Raw genomic sequence first — 19,328 nt, 5'->3', positions numbered from 1 at the left:
GTTTGCTTAAAATATATCCATTAGCTTTTCAAGTTCATCCATGGTCAGGTCATCGTCTCCTACATCACTAGGTGTAATTTGCGCTTCATCTTGTGATACACAATGTGAGATGATTGCCTTCACGTTCTTTTTTAAAAGGTCCTTAAACTGTTCCATCGTTTGCTCTTCGAATTCAAGCTGGTGATATGACATCGTCATATGGAACATGCCCTGTTCTACGAAACCAACAATATCTAATGCATGAGGTTTCTCTGATTCTGGACTTAATGATTGACCTGCCTGCCAAGTGGATCGACTTAGTTCACCCCCGCCAATCTGTTCATCAAACTGACCAAGATAGTTAAAGCTGATATCTGGCGTGACATCAAATGCGAGACCGTCCTTCATTTTGTCAGGCGTTAAGTATTTTAAAACGCCATAGCCGATTCCCTTGTTCGGAATGTGTCTGAGCTCTTCTTTCAAAAGCTTGATTTGATACGAAAGATCCTCCGCATGCGACAAATCAAGTAGCACAGGATACATGCTCGTAAACCAGCCGATGGTCCGCGACACATTGACCGCCGGAAGGATGTCTTCCCTTCCATGTCCTTCAAGGTGAATAAAGTGTCTGTCTTCTCCTGTCCACTCTTTCAGGGTCAATCCTAAAGCGGTTAGCAAAATGTCATTGATTTCCGTATGGTACGCCTCATGTACTTCTGTCAGTAGACTGCGTGTTTCTTCCTCAGACAGCGTAAAGCGAATGGTTTTTGTATGCAGCATTCTTTGATCCTCTGTAACATGATCCTTTTGCAGAGGTGCAGTTAAATGCCCAAGTACCTTTTTCCAATAGTCCCTTTCTGCCAGCAGCTCATCTGACACTGCATATTCCGTCAACTTCTGGGCATATGCTTGGAATGAATGTGTTTTTTCAGGAAGTGTCAGCTCTTCCCCACGCTTCGCCTGCTCATAAAGAGCCATGAAGTCTTCAAGGAAAATACGCCATGACACACCATCAATGACAAGGTGATGTACAACGAGCAATAAGTGATCTCCATGATCCGTACGGAAAATCGCAGGTTTGACTAACGGTCCCTCTGTTAAAGAAATACTCGCCTGCACTTCATTTGCCAGCTTTTCTACGTGCTCGATTTGCTGTGATCGTTCTCCTTGTACTTCTATCACGTCCACCGCTACATCGTTTTCGTCTACTCCACGATGACGCTGGATGATGCGTCCTTCTTCTATCGGATAAACCAATCGCAAAGCATCATGATGGGTCATCATCTGCTCGAGCACTTGCTTGACAAGCGCTTCATCCAAACCATTTGCCGCATGGAGCATAACGGACTGATTCCAATGATGCTGGCTGCTGAAGTTCCGTTCAAAGAACCAGCGCTGAATTGGTGTTAAAATGACCTCTCCTTCCACAGGTGATTGATCGGCTGTGAGAAGGTCCGCTTCTTCGATATATGGGCGAAGCTCCGCAATCGTTGGGTATTGGAAAAGTAGTTTCATATCGAGCTTCCAGCCTTCTTGCGTGAGTCTGCTGGCCATTTGGATGCCTTTAATCGAATCTCCGCCAAGGAAGAAGAAATGATCGTGAATACCGACTTGGCTGACGCCAAGCACATCTTCCCAAATGCCGCAAAGCAGTGCCTCCACTTCATCTCTTGGCGCTTCGTATGCTGTTTGATTCGCTTCCATATCAGGTGCTGGCAGTGCTTTGAGATCCACTTTTCCATTTGCCGTCATCGGCAGTTGGTCTAGCACGATGATCCATGATGGCACCATATATTCTGGCAAGGTGCGCTTTAAGCTTTCTTCCAAAGTGCCCGTTTCTTTATCTGTGATGACGTAAGCGACAAGAGCGTCTTGATCACTTGCGTCTTTGGCCGTTGTCACGACGGCTTCTTTCACTTCATTTAGCGTAAGGAGCTGTGCTTCAATTTCTGACAGCTCAATCCGGAAGCCGCGGATGTTCACTTGATGGTCTTTTCTACCGAGATAAATCAGCTCGCCATCCTCGGTCCATTTCACCAAGTCGCCTGTACGGTACATACGCTCTCCTGGATAAAACGGATCTGGGACAAACCGTTTGTCCGTTTCCTCTGGGAGATTCCAGTAGCCTCTTGCCAGTCCTTTCCCCGCAATCACGAGCTCACCCGGTACGCCTTGCGGCGAGAGGTCATATAACGAACCCATAATGTAAAAACGAGTATTGGCAATCGCTGTTCCGATAGGAAGCGTGCCTTGATCTGGATCAATGATCCCGCTTGTCGCCACGACCGTATTTTCTGTTGGGCCGTAGTTATTGACGAGTTTGTATGGAACGGGCTTCACCTGTTTTAGCTTGTCCCCGCCTGTCAGTAAGTAACGGAGAGAATGATTGTCCATCGACATAAACTGCTCACATAGCTGTGTTGGCAGGAATGCAATGGTGATGCCTTCGTGATTAAAATACGAATTGAGCTTGATCATATCGAGGCGAATCGCTTCGTCGATGATATGGAGCTCTGCGCCGGCCATCCACGTCGGGAACATCTCCCAAATGGAGGCATCAAAGCCAAAGCCGGCATATTTGGCGGTTCGGTCTTGTTTCGTCACCTGGAAGGCATCATTGTGCCAGTAGGCGAGATTGACAAGGGACTGGTGCTCGACCATGACACCCTTCGGCTGTCCAGTCGTTCCAGATGTGTAAATCATATAGGCGAGATCCGTTGGTTTGATAGGAACCTGAATCTCGTGCGCTTCTCCTTCTACCGCCTCTTCTATTGAGAGGGTATGACCTGTGAAAGAAGGTGGTGCAGTGAGCCCTTTCTGAATCAGAAGGACCTCTGCCCTGCCATCTTCCAACATGTAGGCAATGCGCTGCGCTGGATAATCGGCATCAATTGGCACGAATGCCGCACCTGCCTTGAGCACACCGAGAACAGCGGCTGTCATCTCGAGCGATGGACGCGTGAGAATGCCGATGCGGTCTCCCGGTTTTGTGCCGCTGGAAATGAGTCTTGCGGCGACTGTATTCGCCCGGTTGTTCAGTTCTTCATACGTCCAGCTTGTGCCGCAGAAGGATGCGGCTTTTTGATGAGGTACTTCCTGTGACTTCGCCTCAATCAATGCATGAACCGTTTGATCTGTCGGGACATTTAGGATAGGGCCTGACCATTCATCAAGCAGTTTTTGCTGCTGCGCTGGTGATAATAATTGCATCTGATCTAATAATTGATCTGGTGCTGACACCATTTGTTCGATCAAGTAAAGGAAATACTCCTTCCACTTCTCAATCGACGACCGTTCAAAGATAGAAGAATTATAATCAAACACAAGCTCGATTTGATCGTCAGATTCGTTTCCAGTTAAGGTTAAGTCAAATTTCGCTATGTTCTCATTGAACGGCTGGGGAATGATATCAAGTCCATCCATCGACAGGTCACGAATATCTGCATTTTCCATCGAGAACACCACATCAAAGATTGGATGGCGGCTTGTGTCGCGAACCGTTTGCACTTGGTCCACCAATTCTTCAAATGGGTAAAGTTGATGTTCATTTGCCGCTAACACAAGCTCATGAACTGTTGACGCAAATTGAGAAAATGTCTGGTGTCCTTCTGGTTTTGTTCTGAGTGCCAGCGTATTCACAAACATGCCGATGACTGATTGAATATCAGGATGGGTTCTGCCCACCACTGGAGAACCGATCATGATGTCTTCTTGTCTCGAAAGTTTGCTTAAAAGCGTACTGTAGCAAGCAAGCAGTACTGTATACGTTGTACTGTTGAGTGATCTAACCAGCTCATCCAATTGCGATTTAAGCGCACCGTCTATAGAAAATTCGACGCGGCCCCCTTCAAACGTCTGAACCTTTGGTCTCGGAAGATCCTCAGGCAACGCCAAAACAGGCAGTTCTCCTTGTAATTGTTCCAACCAAAACGCCGCTTCAGCCTCTTTTTGTACAAGAGATTCTTCACTGTTTGACCAGACCGCATAATCCTTATATTGAATAGGCAATTCATCAAGTTCGTCTCCTCGATACAAGATCGATAGCTCATCAATTAAAATACCGACAGACGCACCATCTGAAATGATGTGGTGCATATCAATCAACAGATAATGAACACTCTCCGATTCAGACACAAGCCCCACTCTGAGCAGCGGCGCTTTTTCTACATCAAATGGACGAATAAAATCATTCATTAATTGCTGAATGTCTCGGCCTTCCCCTTCGATGTTTTCAATGTTCACAGAAACATTCGTTTCAATTCGTTGAACAGGTTCACCCTGAACGAAGTCAAAACTCGTACGGAATGCTTCATGGCGATGAACAAGCTGGTCAATGGCTTTTTTAAATCGTTTTTCATCAAATACACCTTCAAGCTTTAAAGCAGCTGGCATATGATAGCTCTGCTCGGCATCTGTCATTTTTTGCAGAACAAATAATCTTTTCTGAGCAGATGTCACAGGAAAAACAGCCGCTTCTTCCGCTTTTTCCACTCGTCTGATTTCAGTTCGATCTGTTTGATCCACCGCATGGGCAAACGCCTCTAAAGTGGGTGATTCAAATAATGTTTTCAACGTACATTCCACATGCATCTCTTCATAGAGCCTGTTCAACATTTTCATGCCGCGCAGTGAATGACCTCCGCATTCAAAGAAATGATCATGTCTGCCGATTTTCGGAACTTCAAGAACTTCCTGCCAAATATGTGCCAATATACGCTCTGTATCTGATTGAGGTGGGACGTATTCATTTGCCGCCTGCTCACTTACATCAGGTACCGGTAATGCCCGTCTGTCTACCTTGCCATTCCCCGTTAGTGGCAGCTCGTCTAATTGCATGAAGAAAGCTGGCATCATATAAACAGGGAGTTCTCGTCCTGCTTGCTCACGTAAATCCGACAGTGAAACAGCACCTTCTGCTGTGAAATATGCACACAATGTATCATTTGATATCGCAATGACAACAGCTTCCTTCACTTGCGGATGCTGCAATAGCTGGTGTTCAATTTCGCCAAGCTCGATACGCTGACCTCGAATCTTGACTTGATGATCTATTCGCCCAATGAATTCAATATCTCCATTTGACAGCCATCGTGCGAGATCGCCCGTTTTGTACATGACTTCACCAGGTCGGAAAGGATTTTCAACAAACTTTTCGCTCGTTAATTCTGGCTGGCGATAATACCCCTTGACCAGTCCGTCACCTGCGACACAAAGCTCTCCAGCTACTCCCGGCGGCTGCACATGTCCAAACTCATCGACAATATAAACAGCCGTTTGACTCACCGGCTTTCCGATCGGAATTGACAGTGCTTGTTCTTCAATGTGATTCACCGGATAATACGTTGTGAAAATCGTGCTTTCAGAAGGTCCATACATATGAATGAGTTTGTCTTCTCCAACCGTTTCAAGCGCTGCCACAACATGCGGCACAGAAGCACGTTCCCCGCCAAACAGCACTTTTCTGACGTTTTTCAGGCTGCCTTTTTTCATATCAATCAGCAAGTGAAATAGAGCGGTCGTGATCATTAAAATACTGACTTTTTCCTTCTCAATCGCGCCAGAAAGCTCATTCATATTTAAAATGTGATCCTTTGGCAAAACAATGAGTTTCGCTCCGTTCAATAAAGCGCCAAACACATCAAACATAAATGCATCAAATACATAGTTTGAAAGGCTCATCACCGTGTCTTCATGATGAATGGTAAGATAATTCGACTGCTTCACTGTTCTCAAAATGTTCCGATGCGTCACCATGTTCCCTTTAGGTTTGCCTGTCGTACCAGATGTATAGGTTAAATTCGCCAAGTCCAAAGGCGAAACACATACAACTGGATTGCTCTCTGACTGCTGATCAACGGCTTGATCTTCTGTTTCTATGATTTTCCCTTCAAACGCAGTAAGCACAGAACGATGACGCAGCACCTGATGGGTCAGGACAAACTGTGCACCACTATCTGTCAAAAAGTGCTTGATGCGCTCATCAGGGAAGTCAGGATCGATTGGCACATAGACACCGCCAGCCTTTAGCACAGCTAAAACCGACAACACCATCTCATTGGAACGTTCAAAGAATAAAGCCGCTGTCATCCCTTTTTCAAAACCATGTTCACGTAAATAATGAGCCAGCTGGTTCGCTCTGTGATTCAGCTCTTGATAAGAAAGAACCACGTCTTTATATTGCAAAGCAGGCTGATGACCGTGCTGCTCTACTTGCGATTCAAATTGCGTCACAATGGTTTCTTCCACAGGATAAGGCGTAGGTAACGGGTTCCACATCTTCAATTGAGCCTCTGCCTCTTGTTCAGACAGTAAGCGGTATGATTGAATCGCTTGCTCCGGCACTTCGACCATCTGCTCCAGAAGATAAACATAATGCTTGAGCAGCTGCTCGGCTGTACTTCGTTTAAATAACGCCGTACTATAATCGAGGACGAAGGAAAGACCATGACTTGACTCCATCGCTTGAAGTGTGAGATCAAACTTTGCAATATGGAAATTGGTTTCCTCAACTTCGACTTTCATCTCTCCAATATGCTGGGCTGTTGAATGATCTGGCGTTAGAGTAAAGGCCGTATCAAATAATGGATGGCGGCTAAAATCTCTTTGCACATTTAGCTTTTCAAGCAGCCGCTCGAATGGATATTGCTGATGCTCAAACGCCCTCATCGTCTTTTCCTTTACTTGCTCAATCAACTGCGTCATTGAACCGTTCGGATCTACCTCTGAACGTAAAGCAAGTGTTTGGACAAACATGCCGATCATGTCATTCAAATCTGCATGCACCCGTCCTGCTGTCGGTGTCCCCACAACAAACTCCTTTTGACCTGTGTATTTCGCAAGCAATGTATAGTAAGCAGAAAGCAACACGGTATACAGCGTCGTATGATGATTCGCTGCAAGCTCCTGCAAACGGCCTGTTAACGTCTCATCTATGTTTCTGAGAACGCGGTCTCCAGTGAAAGACTGGACAGCCGGACGCTGATAATCAGTTAGAAGCTGCAAAGCAGGGATATCTCCTGAAAATTCTTTCAGCCAGAATGCTTCATCTATTTGATCGCCTTGCTCTGCCTGTTGTTCTTGCCAAACAGCATAATCTTGATATTGAAGCTTCAATGGCGCTTTCACTAATCCCTCATATGCGTCAGACAGCTCACGCAGCATCAAATCAATTGAAAGACCATCTGAAATCAGATGATGCATATCGAAATAGAGAAGATGCTCCTGATCATGTAAAGACTGTAGCCCAACACGCAAAAGCGGAGCCTGCTCAAGATGAAAAGGTCTGACAAATTGACGCATGTTCTCTTCCATCGTGCTGCCTGTCAGCTGTTCTATTTGAAATGGGACGGATGAAGCTACCCGCTGACGAGGGACTCCTTTGACTGTATGAAAAGAAGTTCGCAGCATATCATGACGTGCGATCAGTTTTTCAAAAGCTCCCTCCAACTTCTCTCGTTGCAGCGTTCCTCTTAATTTCACAACGGCAGGCATATGATAGGCGATGCTCTGCTCCAGCTGAGTCACCATATAAACACGCTGCTGCGCTGGTGACAGTGGATAATCGGCGGCAGTCGGTGCTTTCGGTATGACCACTTGTGAAGACTTTTCCGCTTGTTCAATATAAACAGCAAGTGCTGAAATCGTTTGCTGTTCAAATAAAACAGATAAAGGGACCTCCACTTGAAAAGCCCGCTGAACGAGTGTAAGAACTTTCATCGCTTTGAGTGAATGCCCGCCTAGGTCAAAGAATGAGTCGTACACACCTATGTTCTCTTGATGAAGAACGTCTTCCCACAAACGAACAAGCTTCGTTTCTACATCGTTTCTAGGCGCTACATAAACAGCACTGACAGCCTTGTCTCCTTTTAATACAGCAAGCGCACGCCGGTCGACTTTCCCACTCACTGTCAGTGGAAATGCCTCAAGCTGCTTGAAATAAAGCGGCATCATATAAGCTGGCAACTGATGTTTGATAGCGGCTTGCAGGGTGTCCACGGAAAGAAATTCTTGTCGTGCTTGATAGTAAGCACTTAAAGCCTTTCCACCGTCCGGTTCATCCACGACAAGGACAACAGCCTGATCGACTCCGTCTACCTGCTCCATGACCGCCTCAATTTCACCTGTTTCGATGCGGTAACCTCTTATTTTTACTTGGTCATCTATTCTTCCAAGGTAATCAATTGTGCCGTCTGGAAGCCATCTCACTACATCACCTGTGCGATACATCCGGTCTTCAGGGAAAAATGGATCTGGTCTGAATGCCTTCTCCGTTAATTCAGGCTGATTCACATAGCCCCGTCCAACTCCTATTCCCGCAATGCATAGTTCTCCCACAGCTCCCTGCACCTGTAGTTGTTCATGTTCATTTAAAATATAAATCCGGTGATGGCCCAGTGGCTTTCCAATTGACACATAGCGCTGTTCTGGTGACTTCTGCAGCTCACTGAGATCTAGACGGTGAACCGCCGCATCCACACACGTTTCTGTCGGACCATACACATTCCACAAGGCAAAATCGGGCTGGCTGACACGCACAGCTTCAATCAGCGCCTGCGCTGCTTTCGCAGGGAGTGCTTCTCCCCCAATCAGCATATGAGTCAGTGCAAGCCCATCCAAATCAGCTGCAAGTAAAAGCTGCACATGTGCTGGCGTTCCATCTGTTGCCTTAATTTGATGTTCTTTGTAATAAGCCGCTAGCTGTACACCGTTTCGTGTCGTTTCTCTTGGCACAATATGAAGCGTATGTCCAAATAAAAGAGCAGCAAAAATTTGTTTAACAGATGCATCGAAATGGAACGGTGCAAGAAGCGCCACTTGAAGCTGATTTGCCCCCTCATACACTTCGTGATGCAGGGCATGAACCAAATGATGCAGCTGAAGATGCTCGATCATCACTCCCTTCGGCTTTCCAGTCGTACCCGATGTATAAATGAGATAAGCCAAATCCTGTGATGTCGTCTGATCGATCAGCTCAGGCAGCGGACGATCTTCTAATTCCATATGCTGCTGGACAATCATTTTTTCCGCAATGGATGAATATCGCTGAACAAACGATTCTTCTGTTAAAACGATAGAAGCACCAGAATCTTCTACAATAAATTGAATGCGTTCCTCAGGTAATGCCGGATCGATCGGTACATATGCACCGCCAGCTTTTAATATCCCAAAAATGGCAGCCATCGCATCTGCCGTCCGTTCCATTAAAACGGCAACTGGTACATCACGCGAGACACCTTTCATCTGTAAAAATCGTGCCAGTTTGTCCGCTTTTTGATACAGCTCTCCATAAGTGAACGTTCCATTTTCCGCTACCACAGCTGCCCGTTCTGAATACGTTTTAGCTACCTCATCAAATAAGTGGTGAACTGATTTCGCTCCTGGTAAATCAAATGCTTCTCCCTTAGATAATTGAAGCAACTGCTTTTGTTCATCTGCTGGCAGTAAAGAGAGAGCCCCAATCAGCTGATCTGGCTGAGAGACTGCCTCCTCCAGCAAAATGATCAATCGATCAAACAGCTTACTCATATCGTCTTCACTAAATAGATCTGTACGGTAATCCAAATCAATGGTCAATGTATCTGTATCCCAGCGGTCCTTCACATGAATCGATATATCATTCATCCCGCTTCCACTAAAAATCGGCTCCGTAATGAACGAAAGATTCTCTTTTCTCTGCCACTGCATGACCTGATACTCTAAAGAAATATCAAACAGGCGTCCTGTAAATCCATCTCTTTCCCTTAAATCATTCATGAGCACATTGTAAGGATATTTTTGATGACGCAAGATCTTCATCTGATCCGCCATGACTTGCTTCACGAAATCAAGAAATGTGAGGGATCCTTGCACAGATGCGCGCATCGGAATGGTCGACACAAACATCCCAATCATCTTTTTTTCCTTTGCATTTGTCCGATTGCCCATAAAAGTTCCAAGGACCACATCCTCCATGCCGCTAAATCGGTGCAAGTAAATATAGACAGCGGACATAAACATAGAAAGCATACTGACTTTCTCTTCTTCACAAAAAACTCGAAGCTTCTCCTTTAAAGAATCAGAAATATCCCCTGAAAATCTCTCCGCATGTAAGCTCATCTCGTAACCTTTATGCGGTGTTAAAGAAGCGAAATCTGGAATATTGGCAAATTGCTCGTTCCAAAAAGCTTGGTCTTTCTGAAAACGTTTAGAAGATTCATACGTTTGCTCACTCATGATGTGATCAACGAAGGAAATGTCTTCAATTGGGGAGATGTCTGTCCCCTGCAGCATGTCATGGTATAGATCAATGATTCGGTTTCCCATCAAGATAATTGAAATACCATCAGCCACAATATGATGTGCTTTACAGAACAGCCAGCACTCTTGATCACTGATTTGAAAGACCGTAAATTCAATTAAGGAACGATCAATCAGTTCCATCGGCTCACGAATCTCCTCGTTCGCCCACGCCCTGACTTCCTTTTCACTCCAGCCTTTCACCAAACGAATCGGCTGTTTTTCATATGGCTTGATATATTGAACGGGCTCCTCCTGCTCATGTTGATACACTAGCCTTAAACGAAGAGAATCAGTTTCACGAATGTACGCTTGAAGCACATCCACGATCAAAGAAGGATTTAGACCTGATACCGATCTTAACTTGGCAAACCCACCCAAATTAGAAATACTTGTGCCTGGATAAAATCTTTCCGTGTAGAATACTCGCTTTTGCGCATGTGTTAAGGGGTAATAAACTGTACTCATTCTCATCCTCCGCTCTTCTATGTTTTCTCCACCAACTGTGATACCCTGCACCCTCTATATCAAAAGAACCAAGTCTATTTCATTAAAATAGACGGAATAACAAAAAAGGAGCCCACCCCGAATAAAACGGAGGGACTCCCATTTTGATTCGGTAACCTGCCGACCATAGTAAAAAAGCAACTTTTACCTTAGGACATGGCTTTGCGTCTCTATGTTTCCATAGATTTGCCTTTTTCTTCTTTTCTTTTAGATATTTTCTATTTACGTCCACTTTATATGAAATTATTGTTTTTTTCACCGAAAAATGGGTGTAAAGATTCATGCGTTATGCCGAAGGGATCACATCATAATTTACGATATTTACCGAAAATAACTAATAATAGTTGCGTTCCACCGAAAATAAATGACCAATTACCGCAAAAATTTCATGTTTTTCCTTAAATTTTTCAAATATGACCGAAAATGTAGGAGAGAGGTCTCCTATCACGCCTCGCATTTTCTTAAACCTTAAGAACTACATTCCATAAAACTTTGAATATTTTTACCATAAAAAACAATACAAAAAGAGCTGTCATTTCAAATGACAGCTCCTTGTTTCTTCATTATATTTACATCACCTTAGACAGACCAATCGTTTTCTCAATAATGAGCAACGCAATGATAGAAATGATAATAAATATGACAGATATCGCATTGACACTCGGATCAAAAGTTTGCTCAATGTAATTAAACGTCCTCACGGGAATCGTAATGGTTTGAGGTGAAGAAACGAACAAACTAATCGAGATTTCACCAAATGATGTCACAGCAGAAAACACCCCACCTGCGATAATGCCAGGCTTGATCAAGGGCAGTGTCACACGAAAGAAAGTACGTATGGGCCCTGCACCAAGATTCATGGAAGCTAGCTCAAGACGTGGATCAAGATTTGAAACACTGACACCCACGGTTCGTACCACATAAGGAAAACCAATGATGACATGCCCAATGACTAATGCCCACAAAGACCCTGTAAAGCCCATAGCCGTAAACAAATACAGCATCGCAATCCCTAATACCACCTGAGGAATCATAAGAGGTGACAAAATAAAGGCTTGAACAGCTTCCTTTCCCTTAAAGGAAAGCCTTGCTAAAGCATAAGAAGCCATCGTTCCTAAAAGAACAGTAAGCGGCGTCACAATCAATAACAGAATCACGCTGATACGCAAAGATTCCATCCATTCTGGATTCGACACGACCTCATGAAACCAGCGAACGGAAAACGAAGTCGGCGGGAATTCAGGAAAAGCATTCGGACTAAAAGCAGAAAGAACAATGACAAGAACAGGTACGGTTAAAAAGAGATAAACGAGTGAGCCTGCGGTCCATATCAGAACCGAAAGCAAACGGTCACTTATTGATTTTTTACGCATGCATCCTCGCCTCCCAACGCTTCAATAGATAGCTTAATAGACTGACGACCGCTAGCACACAAATCAATAAAGTAAAGGACATCGCAGCGGCAAGAGGCAAATTATACACCTGCATGACCTGCTGATAAATGGACAGTGGCAAGAGCGGCTGCATCCGTCCGCCGACTAATAGAGGAGTAATATAACTTCCTGCTGCAAGTGAGAAGACAATAATTGCTCCGGTGATCATGCCTGGAATCGTAAGCGGCAAGGTCACATGAAAAAATGTCCGAATACGACCAGCACCAAGACTCATAGAAGCCGGTCTTAAGTGACGGTCCATATCAGTTAAGCTCGTTGCAATAGGCAGCACTGCAAAAGGCAGCATCACTTGAACATAAGCAATAATGACCGCATTCATATTCCACAGCATCGATAACGGTTTCTCAATCAGATGTAAATCGATCAGCATGCCATTGATCAAGCCATTTTGCGAAAGAAGAACGATCCATGCAAATGTCCGAATGACGACACTCGTCAAAAGCGGCGATACAAGTAAGATATAGAAAAAAGCCCGCAATCTTGGGTGAGGTGCTTTCACTAGCACATAAGCTGCTGGATATGCCATCAATAAACAAATCACCGTTGTCTGTAAGGCCACCCACACAGTACTTCCAATTGCTTTCACATATGCATCTGTCGTAAATACATGTAAATATTGAGACAAACTATAGGATTGTAACGTATTCATCATCGAATCCACATCACGAAAACTGAGGACAAACATCATCACAAGCGGAGCAAGAAGGAATACAACTAGAAACAAACAAGCTGGCAGCAGCATAAACCAATGAAAGCGCTGATTCTTTTTTTTGATTCTCATCACGTATGCACCTTCGAATCTAAGAACACAATATCTTCAGGTTGCCAATGAATATGCACAGTTTCTCCAACTTGAGGCAGCTCGGGAAACGCTGCGTCTGATGCATGGACAATGATTTCACCTTGATTAAGCCCAACGACCAAACGTAAAGAGTGCCCAATATAACTGACATCTGCCAACACGCCTGTGACATGATTTGGCTGAACTTCCTCCCCGCCAGAAGATAACTTGATTCTCTCAGGACGCAGCATGAGTAAATGCTTCTCGCTCTTCTCTTTAAATGCGGCTTTTAGCTGAACTTGCTTCCCGTTTGATTGAATGAAATGTGGAACAGTGTATGTGGAAGTAACTTCATCATACTTCGCTTCAAATAGATTGACCTGTCCGATAAATTCAGCAACAAAACGATTATTTGGCTGACGATATACTTCTAAAGGTGTCCCAATCTGCTGAATTTTCCCCTCACCTAATATCCCAATTCGGTCGGAAAGACTTAAGGCTTCCTCCTGATCATGCGTCACAAGAATAGTCGTAATTCCGACATTCCGTTGAATATTTCGCAGCTCCGTCTGCATATTTTTTCTTAGCTTTGCATCTAGGTTACTAAGTGGTTCATCCAGAAGGAGAACGGCAGGCTGGATAGCAAGTGCACGTGCAATTGCGACCCGTTGCTGCTGACCACCACTTAATTGGTGCGGCATACGTTTGGCAAATGACTCTAATTGAACAAGAGACAAACTCTCCATCACCTTTTGCTTGATTTCCGCCTTCTTTTTCTTTTGAACCTTCAACCCATATGCAACATTATCAAATACGGTGAGATGTGGGAAAAGTGCATAGCTTTGAAAGACCATCCCCGTTTTCCTTTGATAAGGAGGTAAAGTCGTCACATCATGATCACCAATATAGACGACTCCTTTTGTCGGTTCTAAAAAACCGCCAATGATATTGAGTAAAGTTGATTTTCCGCAGCCACTAGGGCCAAGAAGGGAGAAAAACTCTCCCTCTTTTACCGTAAGACTGACATCATCAAGAGCAATCTGCTCGCCAAAATGCTGGCTGATATGTTCTAAATTGATTCCACTCATGCGATCACCTATTTTCCTCCGCCTAATACTTCATTCCATCGATTTGTCCATTGACCGAGCTCCGAGGTCGCTGTTTCGTAATCTACCCAAGTCAGCTTGCTATAATAATTTTCGCCAACCTTCACTTTCCCCTTAATTTTGTCTCCGTATTTCACATCAGAATTCGACATGCCATAGTAAGATTTTTCTGAGAAGGCTTCTTGAGCTTCTTTCCCGCTAAGGTAGTTTAATAGCTTATAAGCCGCTTCCTCATGCTGACTTCCCTTTGTTAACGCCCAGCTCGCAACTGCTGCCACAGCGCCTTCTTTCGGATATGAGAATCCAATATCCATCCCTTCTTCTTCAAGTGCAAATGCTCGGCCATCCCAATATGGAACTGCCGTCACGTCACCACGTTCTAACAGCGTTTGAATAGACCCTGGGTTATCAGGAAAAGCAGCTACACGCCCTTTTAATTGTGCTAGGCTTTTAAATGCTTTATCAATATCCTTAGGATTTGATTCTGTCCCTCCTTGAGCATGGACAAGTGCAGAGAAAAATTGTAAGCCCGCTGAATAAGTTGGGGAAGAAATCGCCACTTTCCCTTTCAGCTGATCGCTCCATAAATCTGTCCAGCTGTTTGGCTCCTGTTTGACAAGATCTTTTCTATAAGCAATTCCAAGCTGTCCCATACTAAAGCCTGCTGCATATTGTTTTCCATCAACAGTGAGTTTCTTTTGAACAGAACGATAAAGCTTTTTCACATTCGGTGCTTGATCTTCATCAATAGGCGCAAGAACGTTTGCCGCAATACCTCTTTGAATCGTATCAGGCTGTAAAATAAGCAAATCATACGGTGGATTTTTACCATTAGATGCTTTTAATTTTGTAAACCATTCAGAATCTGCCCCAGAGACCGTTTGTACTTTAATGCCTGTATCCTTTTCAAACTTTTCGAGGATTGGCTTAATATTCTTTTCCCAATCCCCTCCGTAGACACCAACGATCACAGTCTGCTGCTGTTTACTTTGGTCCTGCCCATTTCCACCGCATGCAGACAGCAGTATCATGATGGATAGGACACCTGCAAATATGGTCATTAATCTTCTTTTCATAATTCGTTTCCCCCTTTTTGTTGATTCAACTGATGAAGTGCTTGAATAATATCCATCTTTGTTAACGGTTCTTGTCTATGACTAAAATGAGAATGAACCGCATGTTTATAGTGCGTACGCTCATTTGCTGGGTATGAACGAAGCTGCACAGCAAGCTCACTGCTGGCTTCGTCTGTCCACACTTTCTCATAAGCTGCTCTTTGTTTTCCAAAATCCCAAGCGACAGCATCAGCATCATTCATCTTTTCACGAAGCCTGCTCGTCTGTTCGTCATCAATTTTCCATTCATTATGATCTCGATAGACTTTGACGCCATATTGCTGAAGTGCTCTTTCTTCACTTAATAGCCCTGCTTCCACTTCATGAAGGACTTTTTCTTTCGTTCTAGCAAATGGATTCCCCCATCCTCCTCCACTTGGTGAAACCAATTGAACAATATCGCCTTTTTCAAGACGCATGACATCAATTTTCGGCTGGTTTTGTGTCTCCCCATTTGGTTTGGTCAATTTCACCTCACCAATTGCTCCTGCACGTCCGCCCATTAACCCCCAAGGTTGAAACTTCATTCGTTCCATTCCTCGTGCCGTCACCATCGATTCTGGCTTGATCATTTCAAATTCTAAACCAATCGCATGTCCCCCTCTATGTTCCCCTGCTCCACCTGTGTTCGGTAGCAGTTCATATCGGTGTACATGAATATCAATATGCTGTTCCAAGCTCTCAATGGGTGTATTTTTTAAAAATCCTGACGAATGATCAATTCCATCGACTCCATCAGTCCCTTTTTGAGCACCGCCGCCTCCGCCTAACGGTTCGACCACAGACATTTTTCTGCCTCCTGTTTGATCATCAGGAACAGAGAGAACGACGATAGCGGATTGACCTGCACCTGCCGCCGGCACTGCTTCAGGCAACAGCTTACCAATAGCACCTAGCACGACATTATACAGTCTCATTGTAATGGAATGCCGAATACCGACAGAAGCCGGATATTCTGGATGGACAAGCGTTCCTTTAGGTGAAATCACGTCTATCGGATACGTAATCCCACCATTAATCGGAATAAAAGGATCTTTACTAATAATGTAATTGATCAACCCTTGATATAAAAAGGAGTGCTTTTGACCATTGGTGACAAGATTAAAAGCTGTCTTAACTTGCGGGTCACACTCAGAGAAGTCCAGTGTCAGCTGTTTCCCTTTGACCGTCAGCTTGATCTTTAATCGGATCGGCACGTCCGAAATCATATCATCATCCAAGTAATCAGCGAATTCACTCGTTCCATCAGGGATGGCTTCAATGACTTTTCCTGCGCGATCCTCTGCTTGCTTCAGCAGATCAATCATTCCTTGCTTCACTTCGTTTTTTCCGAATTTCTCGATCATTTCTTTTAGTCTGATTTCTGCTGTATTAACAGCGGCAATCATCGCATTAATATCGCCATCATTTAAATGACTCGCCCGGCTATTAGCTCTTAAAAAGGTACGAACAACCTGATTCTCTTTTCCACCTTCATAGATTTTCACTGGTGGAATTCTTAATCCTTCCTGATGAACATCTGTTGCAGTTGGAGAAATGCTTGAAGGGACAAGACCTCCCACATCACTTACATGAACAAAAGACCAGGCATAGCTGACAATTTCATCTTCTATAAAAATGGGTTTGATGATATGGACATCTGGCAAATGAGTCGCTAAACCGTTTGTCGTATAAGGATCATTTGTGATGATAATGTCACCCGGCTGCATCGGTCCGCTTTCTTCAATCGCTTTTTTGAGACTCAGCCCTAAAAAGATCGTGACACCGACTGTTTTTGGGTAAACAAAGAAATCTCCAGAAGGCGTGGCTAATGCTGTAGCAAAATCCGCCGATTCTTTTACGAATGTTGTAAAGGATGTCCGCTCAATGACATGTCCCATGCCTGATGCAATCGCATTAAAATAACTCCTCATCATCTCAAGCTTTGCTGGATCAGTTCCCATGTAAAGCCGCCTCCCTTGAAATCACCAAGTTTCCTGAATGGTCTATGCTGCCTGCCCATTTTGGCAAAATCAATGTTGTCGTATCATCTTGCTCAATGATGGCAGGTCCTTTCACAACAGCACCTAATGACAAATTACTCCGATTGTAAACAGATGCTTCGTACTCTTTTTCTTCTATAAAGATTCGTCTGTATGATTGTGGTATTAAAGGCTGTCCGCTGCTTTCATCAACAGGAGAGAAAGGCAGTGGAGGTGTTTCACCTATAACCCGAACTCGCAAATGAGTAAATTCAATGTTCGCCTGATCATCTCTATGGCCATATTGACGCTCATGCAGGTTGTGGAAAGCTTCAATCAGGTGATAGACGTCTTGTTCCTGCTTTAGCCAATCCACCGATAATGGCAATTCAATCTCAAATGCCTGCCCTTGATAGCGGGCATCTGCTAATAACAAAATGGACGTTTGTTTGATATGTTGAATGTTTTGCTGGCTGAACCAATCCGTTGCTTTGCGTGAAAGCATTTCATAATCTTGTTTTAATTCGTCCATCGTATAGTCTTGTAAGCAGATTTTCTTAGACAACACAGCATCATGGATAAAATCGGCTGTAAGTGCACCTAGCGCACATAATGTTCCTGGACTTGGAGGGACGACCACATTTTTCGCATGAATTTCTCTCGCAAGGAAATTCGCGACAACAGGTCCTGCCCCGCCAAATGCTAGCAAACTAAAATCTCTAGGATCAAACCCTTGCTGCTCCATGACATTGCTTAGTTCTGTGTACATATTGGCAACAGCCACTTGAATCAACTGGTCAGCCGCCTGTTCGACCGTTTTATGAAGCTGATCAGCAATTGGCTGAAAGGCTATTTCCGCTGCAGACCGCTGCAATTGTAAATGTCCTCCGGCAAACCGTTCTTGATTGAGGTAACCGCATATGAGAAATGCATCGGTTAAAGCAGCTTTTTTTCCCCTTCCATACGAAGCAGGTCCAGGCTGCGAGCCAACTGATTCCGGTCCTGCTTTAAGAAGCCCGCCTTGATCAAGCCATGCAACAGAACCTCCGCCAGCCCCTATCGAATACATTGCAACAGATGGAAGAATGATCGGAAATCCTGAAAGCTGATTTGATTGAGCCATTGTAGGCTGCCCATTTTGAATGATCGAGATATCTGCACTTGTGCCACCAACATCAAACGTAATTAAATTGGGTTCATTTGCAGAAGTTGCAATTCTCGCCGCACCAATTACACCAGCTGCCGGGCCAGAAAAAAGTGTTTTAACGGGTGAAGTGGCTGCACTTTCTGCATCCATTAAACCACCATTTGATTGGGTAATGTATGGAGAAATTGGTACACCTTCTTCTTTCAAGCGGCTTTTCAATGTTTGTAAATATTGTTTGACCTTTGGTTGAATGTACAAATTGACAACAGACATCACTGTCCGCTCATATTCCCTCATTTGTGGCCATAATTCAGAAGACGTCAGGACTTCTAATTGTGGGTAATGGTGATGAATATAGGCTTTAGCTTGTAATTCATGAACTGGATTCTGATAACTATGTAAAAAAGAAATGACAATGCCTGCTAGTTTTTTAGACATGACCTGCTGGACAGCATCATCTAATTGCTGCAGTTGGAGAGGTTTTTTGATCGAACCATCGTGTATGAGCCTTTCAGAGATTGGATATACATGTTTTCGTGGTATCAATGGTTCTGGCAATTGAGAATTGAAGTCATAAGGAATGGGTAGACGTAAACGCTGTAATGACAAAATGTCTTGAAAACCTTCCGTTACAAAAAGGGCTAAATCTGCTCCCTTTCTCTGCAATAATGTATTAAGACCGATTGTCATGCCGTGTACGAGATATTGGATTTTGGATAAATCGACACCTCTTTCTTTTAGAAGTTTTAGCCCATTGATTATTCCTTGAGCTGGGTCATCTGTCACTGTAGGTGTCTTGAGTTCAGTTAGCTCCCCTGTTGCTTCATTCATCAGCGATAAATCAGTAAATGTTCCACCTATGTCTATTCCGAGCCGATAAGAGACATCCGCCATTTGTACTTCCCTCCTGCAATGTAAATGGAATCATATTTTGATAAATTACGACATTTTTTGATATTTGACTCCATATTATTAAAGCATATCGGTCTAGTCAATTTTATTT

The 19,328-nt window shown here is 44.1% G+C and carries 7 protein-coding genes and 1 riboswitch; all 7 genes read right to left on the bottom strand.

The window, feature by feature from the left end; genetic code table 11:
- Nucleotides 1-6: 6 nt before the first annotated feature.
- Entirely contained in the window at nucleotides 7-10,722 is a 10,716-nt protein-coding gene (locus MHB38_RS01975) for a non-ribosomal peptide synthetase (protein WP_341002192.1), read from the bottom strand.
- Nucleotides 10,723-10,869: 147 nt separating this feature from the next.
- Nucleotides 10,870-10,962: riboswitch (cyclic di-GMP riboswitch) on the bottom strand.
- Nucleotides 10,963-11,330: 368 nt separating this feature from the next.
- On the bottom strand, nucleotides 11,331-12,134 hold the full coding sequence (locus MHB38_RS01970; RefSeq protein WP_008347828.1) for an ABC transporter permease: 804 nt from the start codon (nucleotides 12,132-12,134) through the stop codon (nucleotides 11,331-11,333).
- A complete protein-coding gene (locus MHB38_RS01965) occupies nucleotides 12,127-12,996 on the bottom strand; it encodes an ABC transporter permease (protein WP_008347830.1) in 870 nt (289 codons plus the stop codon). The genes MHB38_RS01970 and MHB38_RS01965 overlap by 8 nt, the downstream gene beginning before the upstream one ends.
- Nucleotides 12,996-14,084: an ABC transporter ATP-binding protein gene (locus MHB38_RS01960; RefSeq protein WP_202733999.1), complete on the bottom strand. Its 1,089-nt coding sequence runs from the start codon at nucleotides 14,082-14,084 to the stop codon at nucleotides 12,996-12,998. The genes MHB38_RS01965 and MHB38_RS01960 overlap by 1 nt, the downstream gene beginning before the upstream one ends.
- Nucleotides 14,085-14,092: 8 nt before the next feature.
- A complete protein-coding gene (locus tag MHB38_RS01955) occupies nucleotides 14,093-15,178 on the bottom strand; it encodes an ABC transporter substrate-binding protein (RefSeq protein WP_008347834.1) in 1,086 nt (361 codons plus the stop codon).
- Entirely contained in the window at nucleotides 15,175-17,160 is a 1,986-nt protein-coding gene (locus MHB38_RS01950) for a hydantoinase B/oxoprolinase family protein (RefSeq protein ID WP_035390499.1), read from the bottom strand. The genes MHB38_RS01955 and MHB38_RS01950 overlap by 4 nt, the downstream gene beginning before the upstream one ends.
- Nucleotides 17,150-19,219: a hydantoinase/oxoprolinase family protein gene (locus tag MHB38_RS01945; RefSeq protein ID WP_050826929.1), complete on the bottom strand. Its 2,070-nt coding sequence runs from the start codon at nucleotides 19,217-19,219 to the stop codon at nucleotides 17,150-17,152. Before MHB38_RS01945 ends, MHB38_RS01950 begins: the two co-directional genes overlap by 11 nt.
- Nucleotides 19,220-19,328: the final 109 nt, after the last annotated feature.

This window comes from Bacillus sp. FSL K6-3176 (assembly GCF_038003325.1).
Lineage (GTDB): Bacteria > Bacillota > Bacilli > Bacillales > Bacillaceae > Bacillus > Bacillus altitudinis.
The sequence above is the reverse complement of the archived record's forward strand: the minus strand, read 5'-3'. Positions and strand labels throughout refer to the sequence as shown.

Coding starts and splice junctions, on each gene's coding strand:
- MHB38_RS01975 (WP_341002192.1), bottom strand. CDS start 10,722: ATGAGTACAGTTTATTACCCCTTAACACATGCGCAAAAGCGAGTATTC.
- MHB38_RS01970 (WP_008347828.1), bottom strand. CDS start 12,134: ATGCGTAAAAAATCAATAAGTGACCGTTTGCTTTCGGTTCTGATATGG.
- MHB38_RS01965 (WP_008347830.1), bottom strand. CDS start 12,996: ATGAGAATCAAAAAAAAGAATCAGCGCTTTCATTGGTTTATGCTGCTG.
- MHB38_RS01960 (WP_202733999.1), bottom strand. CDS start 14,084: ATGAGTGGAATCAATTTAGAACATATCAGCCAGCATTTTGGCGAGCAG.
- MHB38_RS01955 (WP_008347834.1), bottom strand. CDS start 15,178: ATGAAAAGAAGATTAATGACCATATTTGCAGGTGTCCTATCCATCATG.
- MHB38_RS01950 (WP_035390499.1), bottom strand. CDS start 17,160: ATGGGAACTGATCCAGCAAAGCTTGAGATGATGAGGAGTTATTTTAAT.
- MHB38_RS01945 (WP_050826929.1), bottom strand. CDS start 19,219: ATGGCGGATGTCTCTTATCGGCTCGGAATAGACATAGGTGGAACATTT.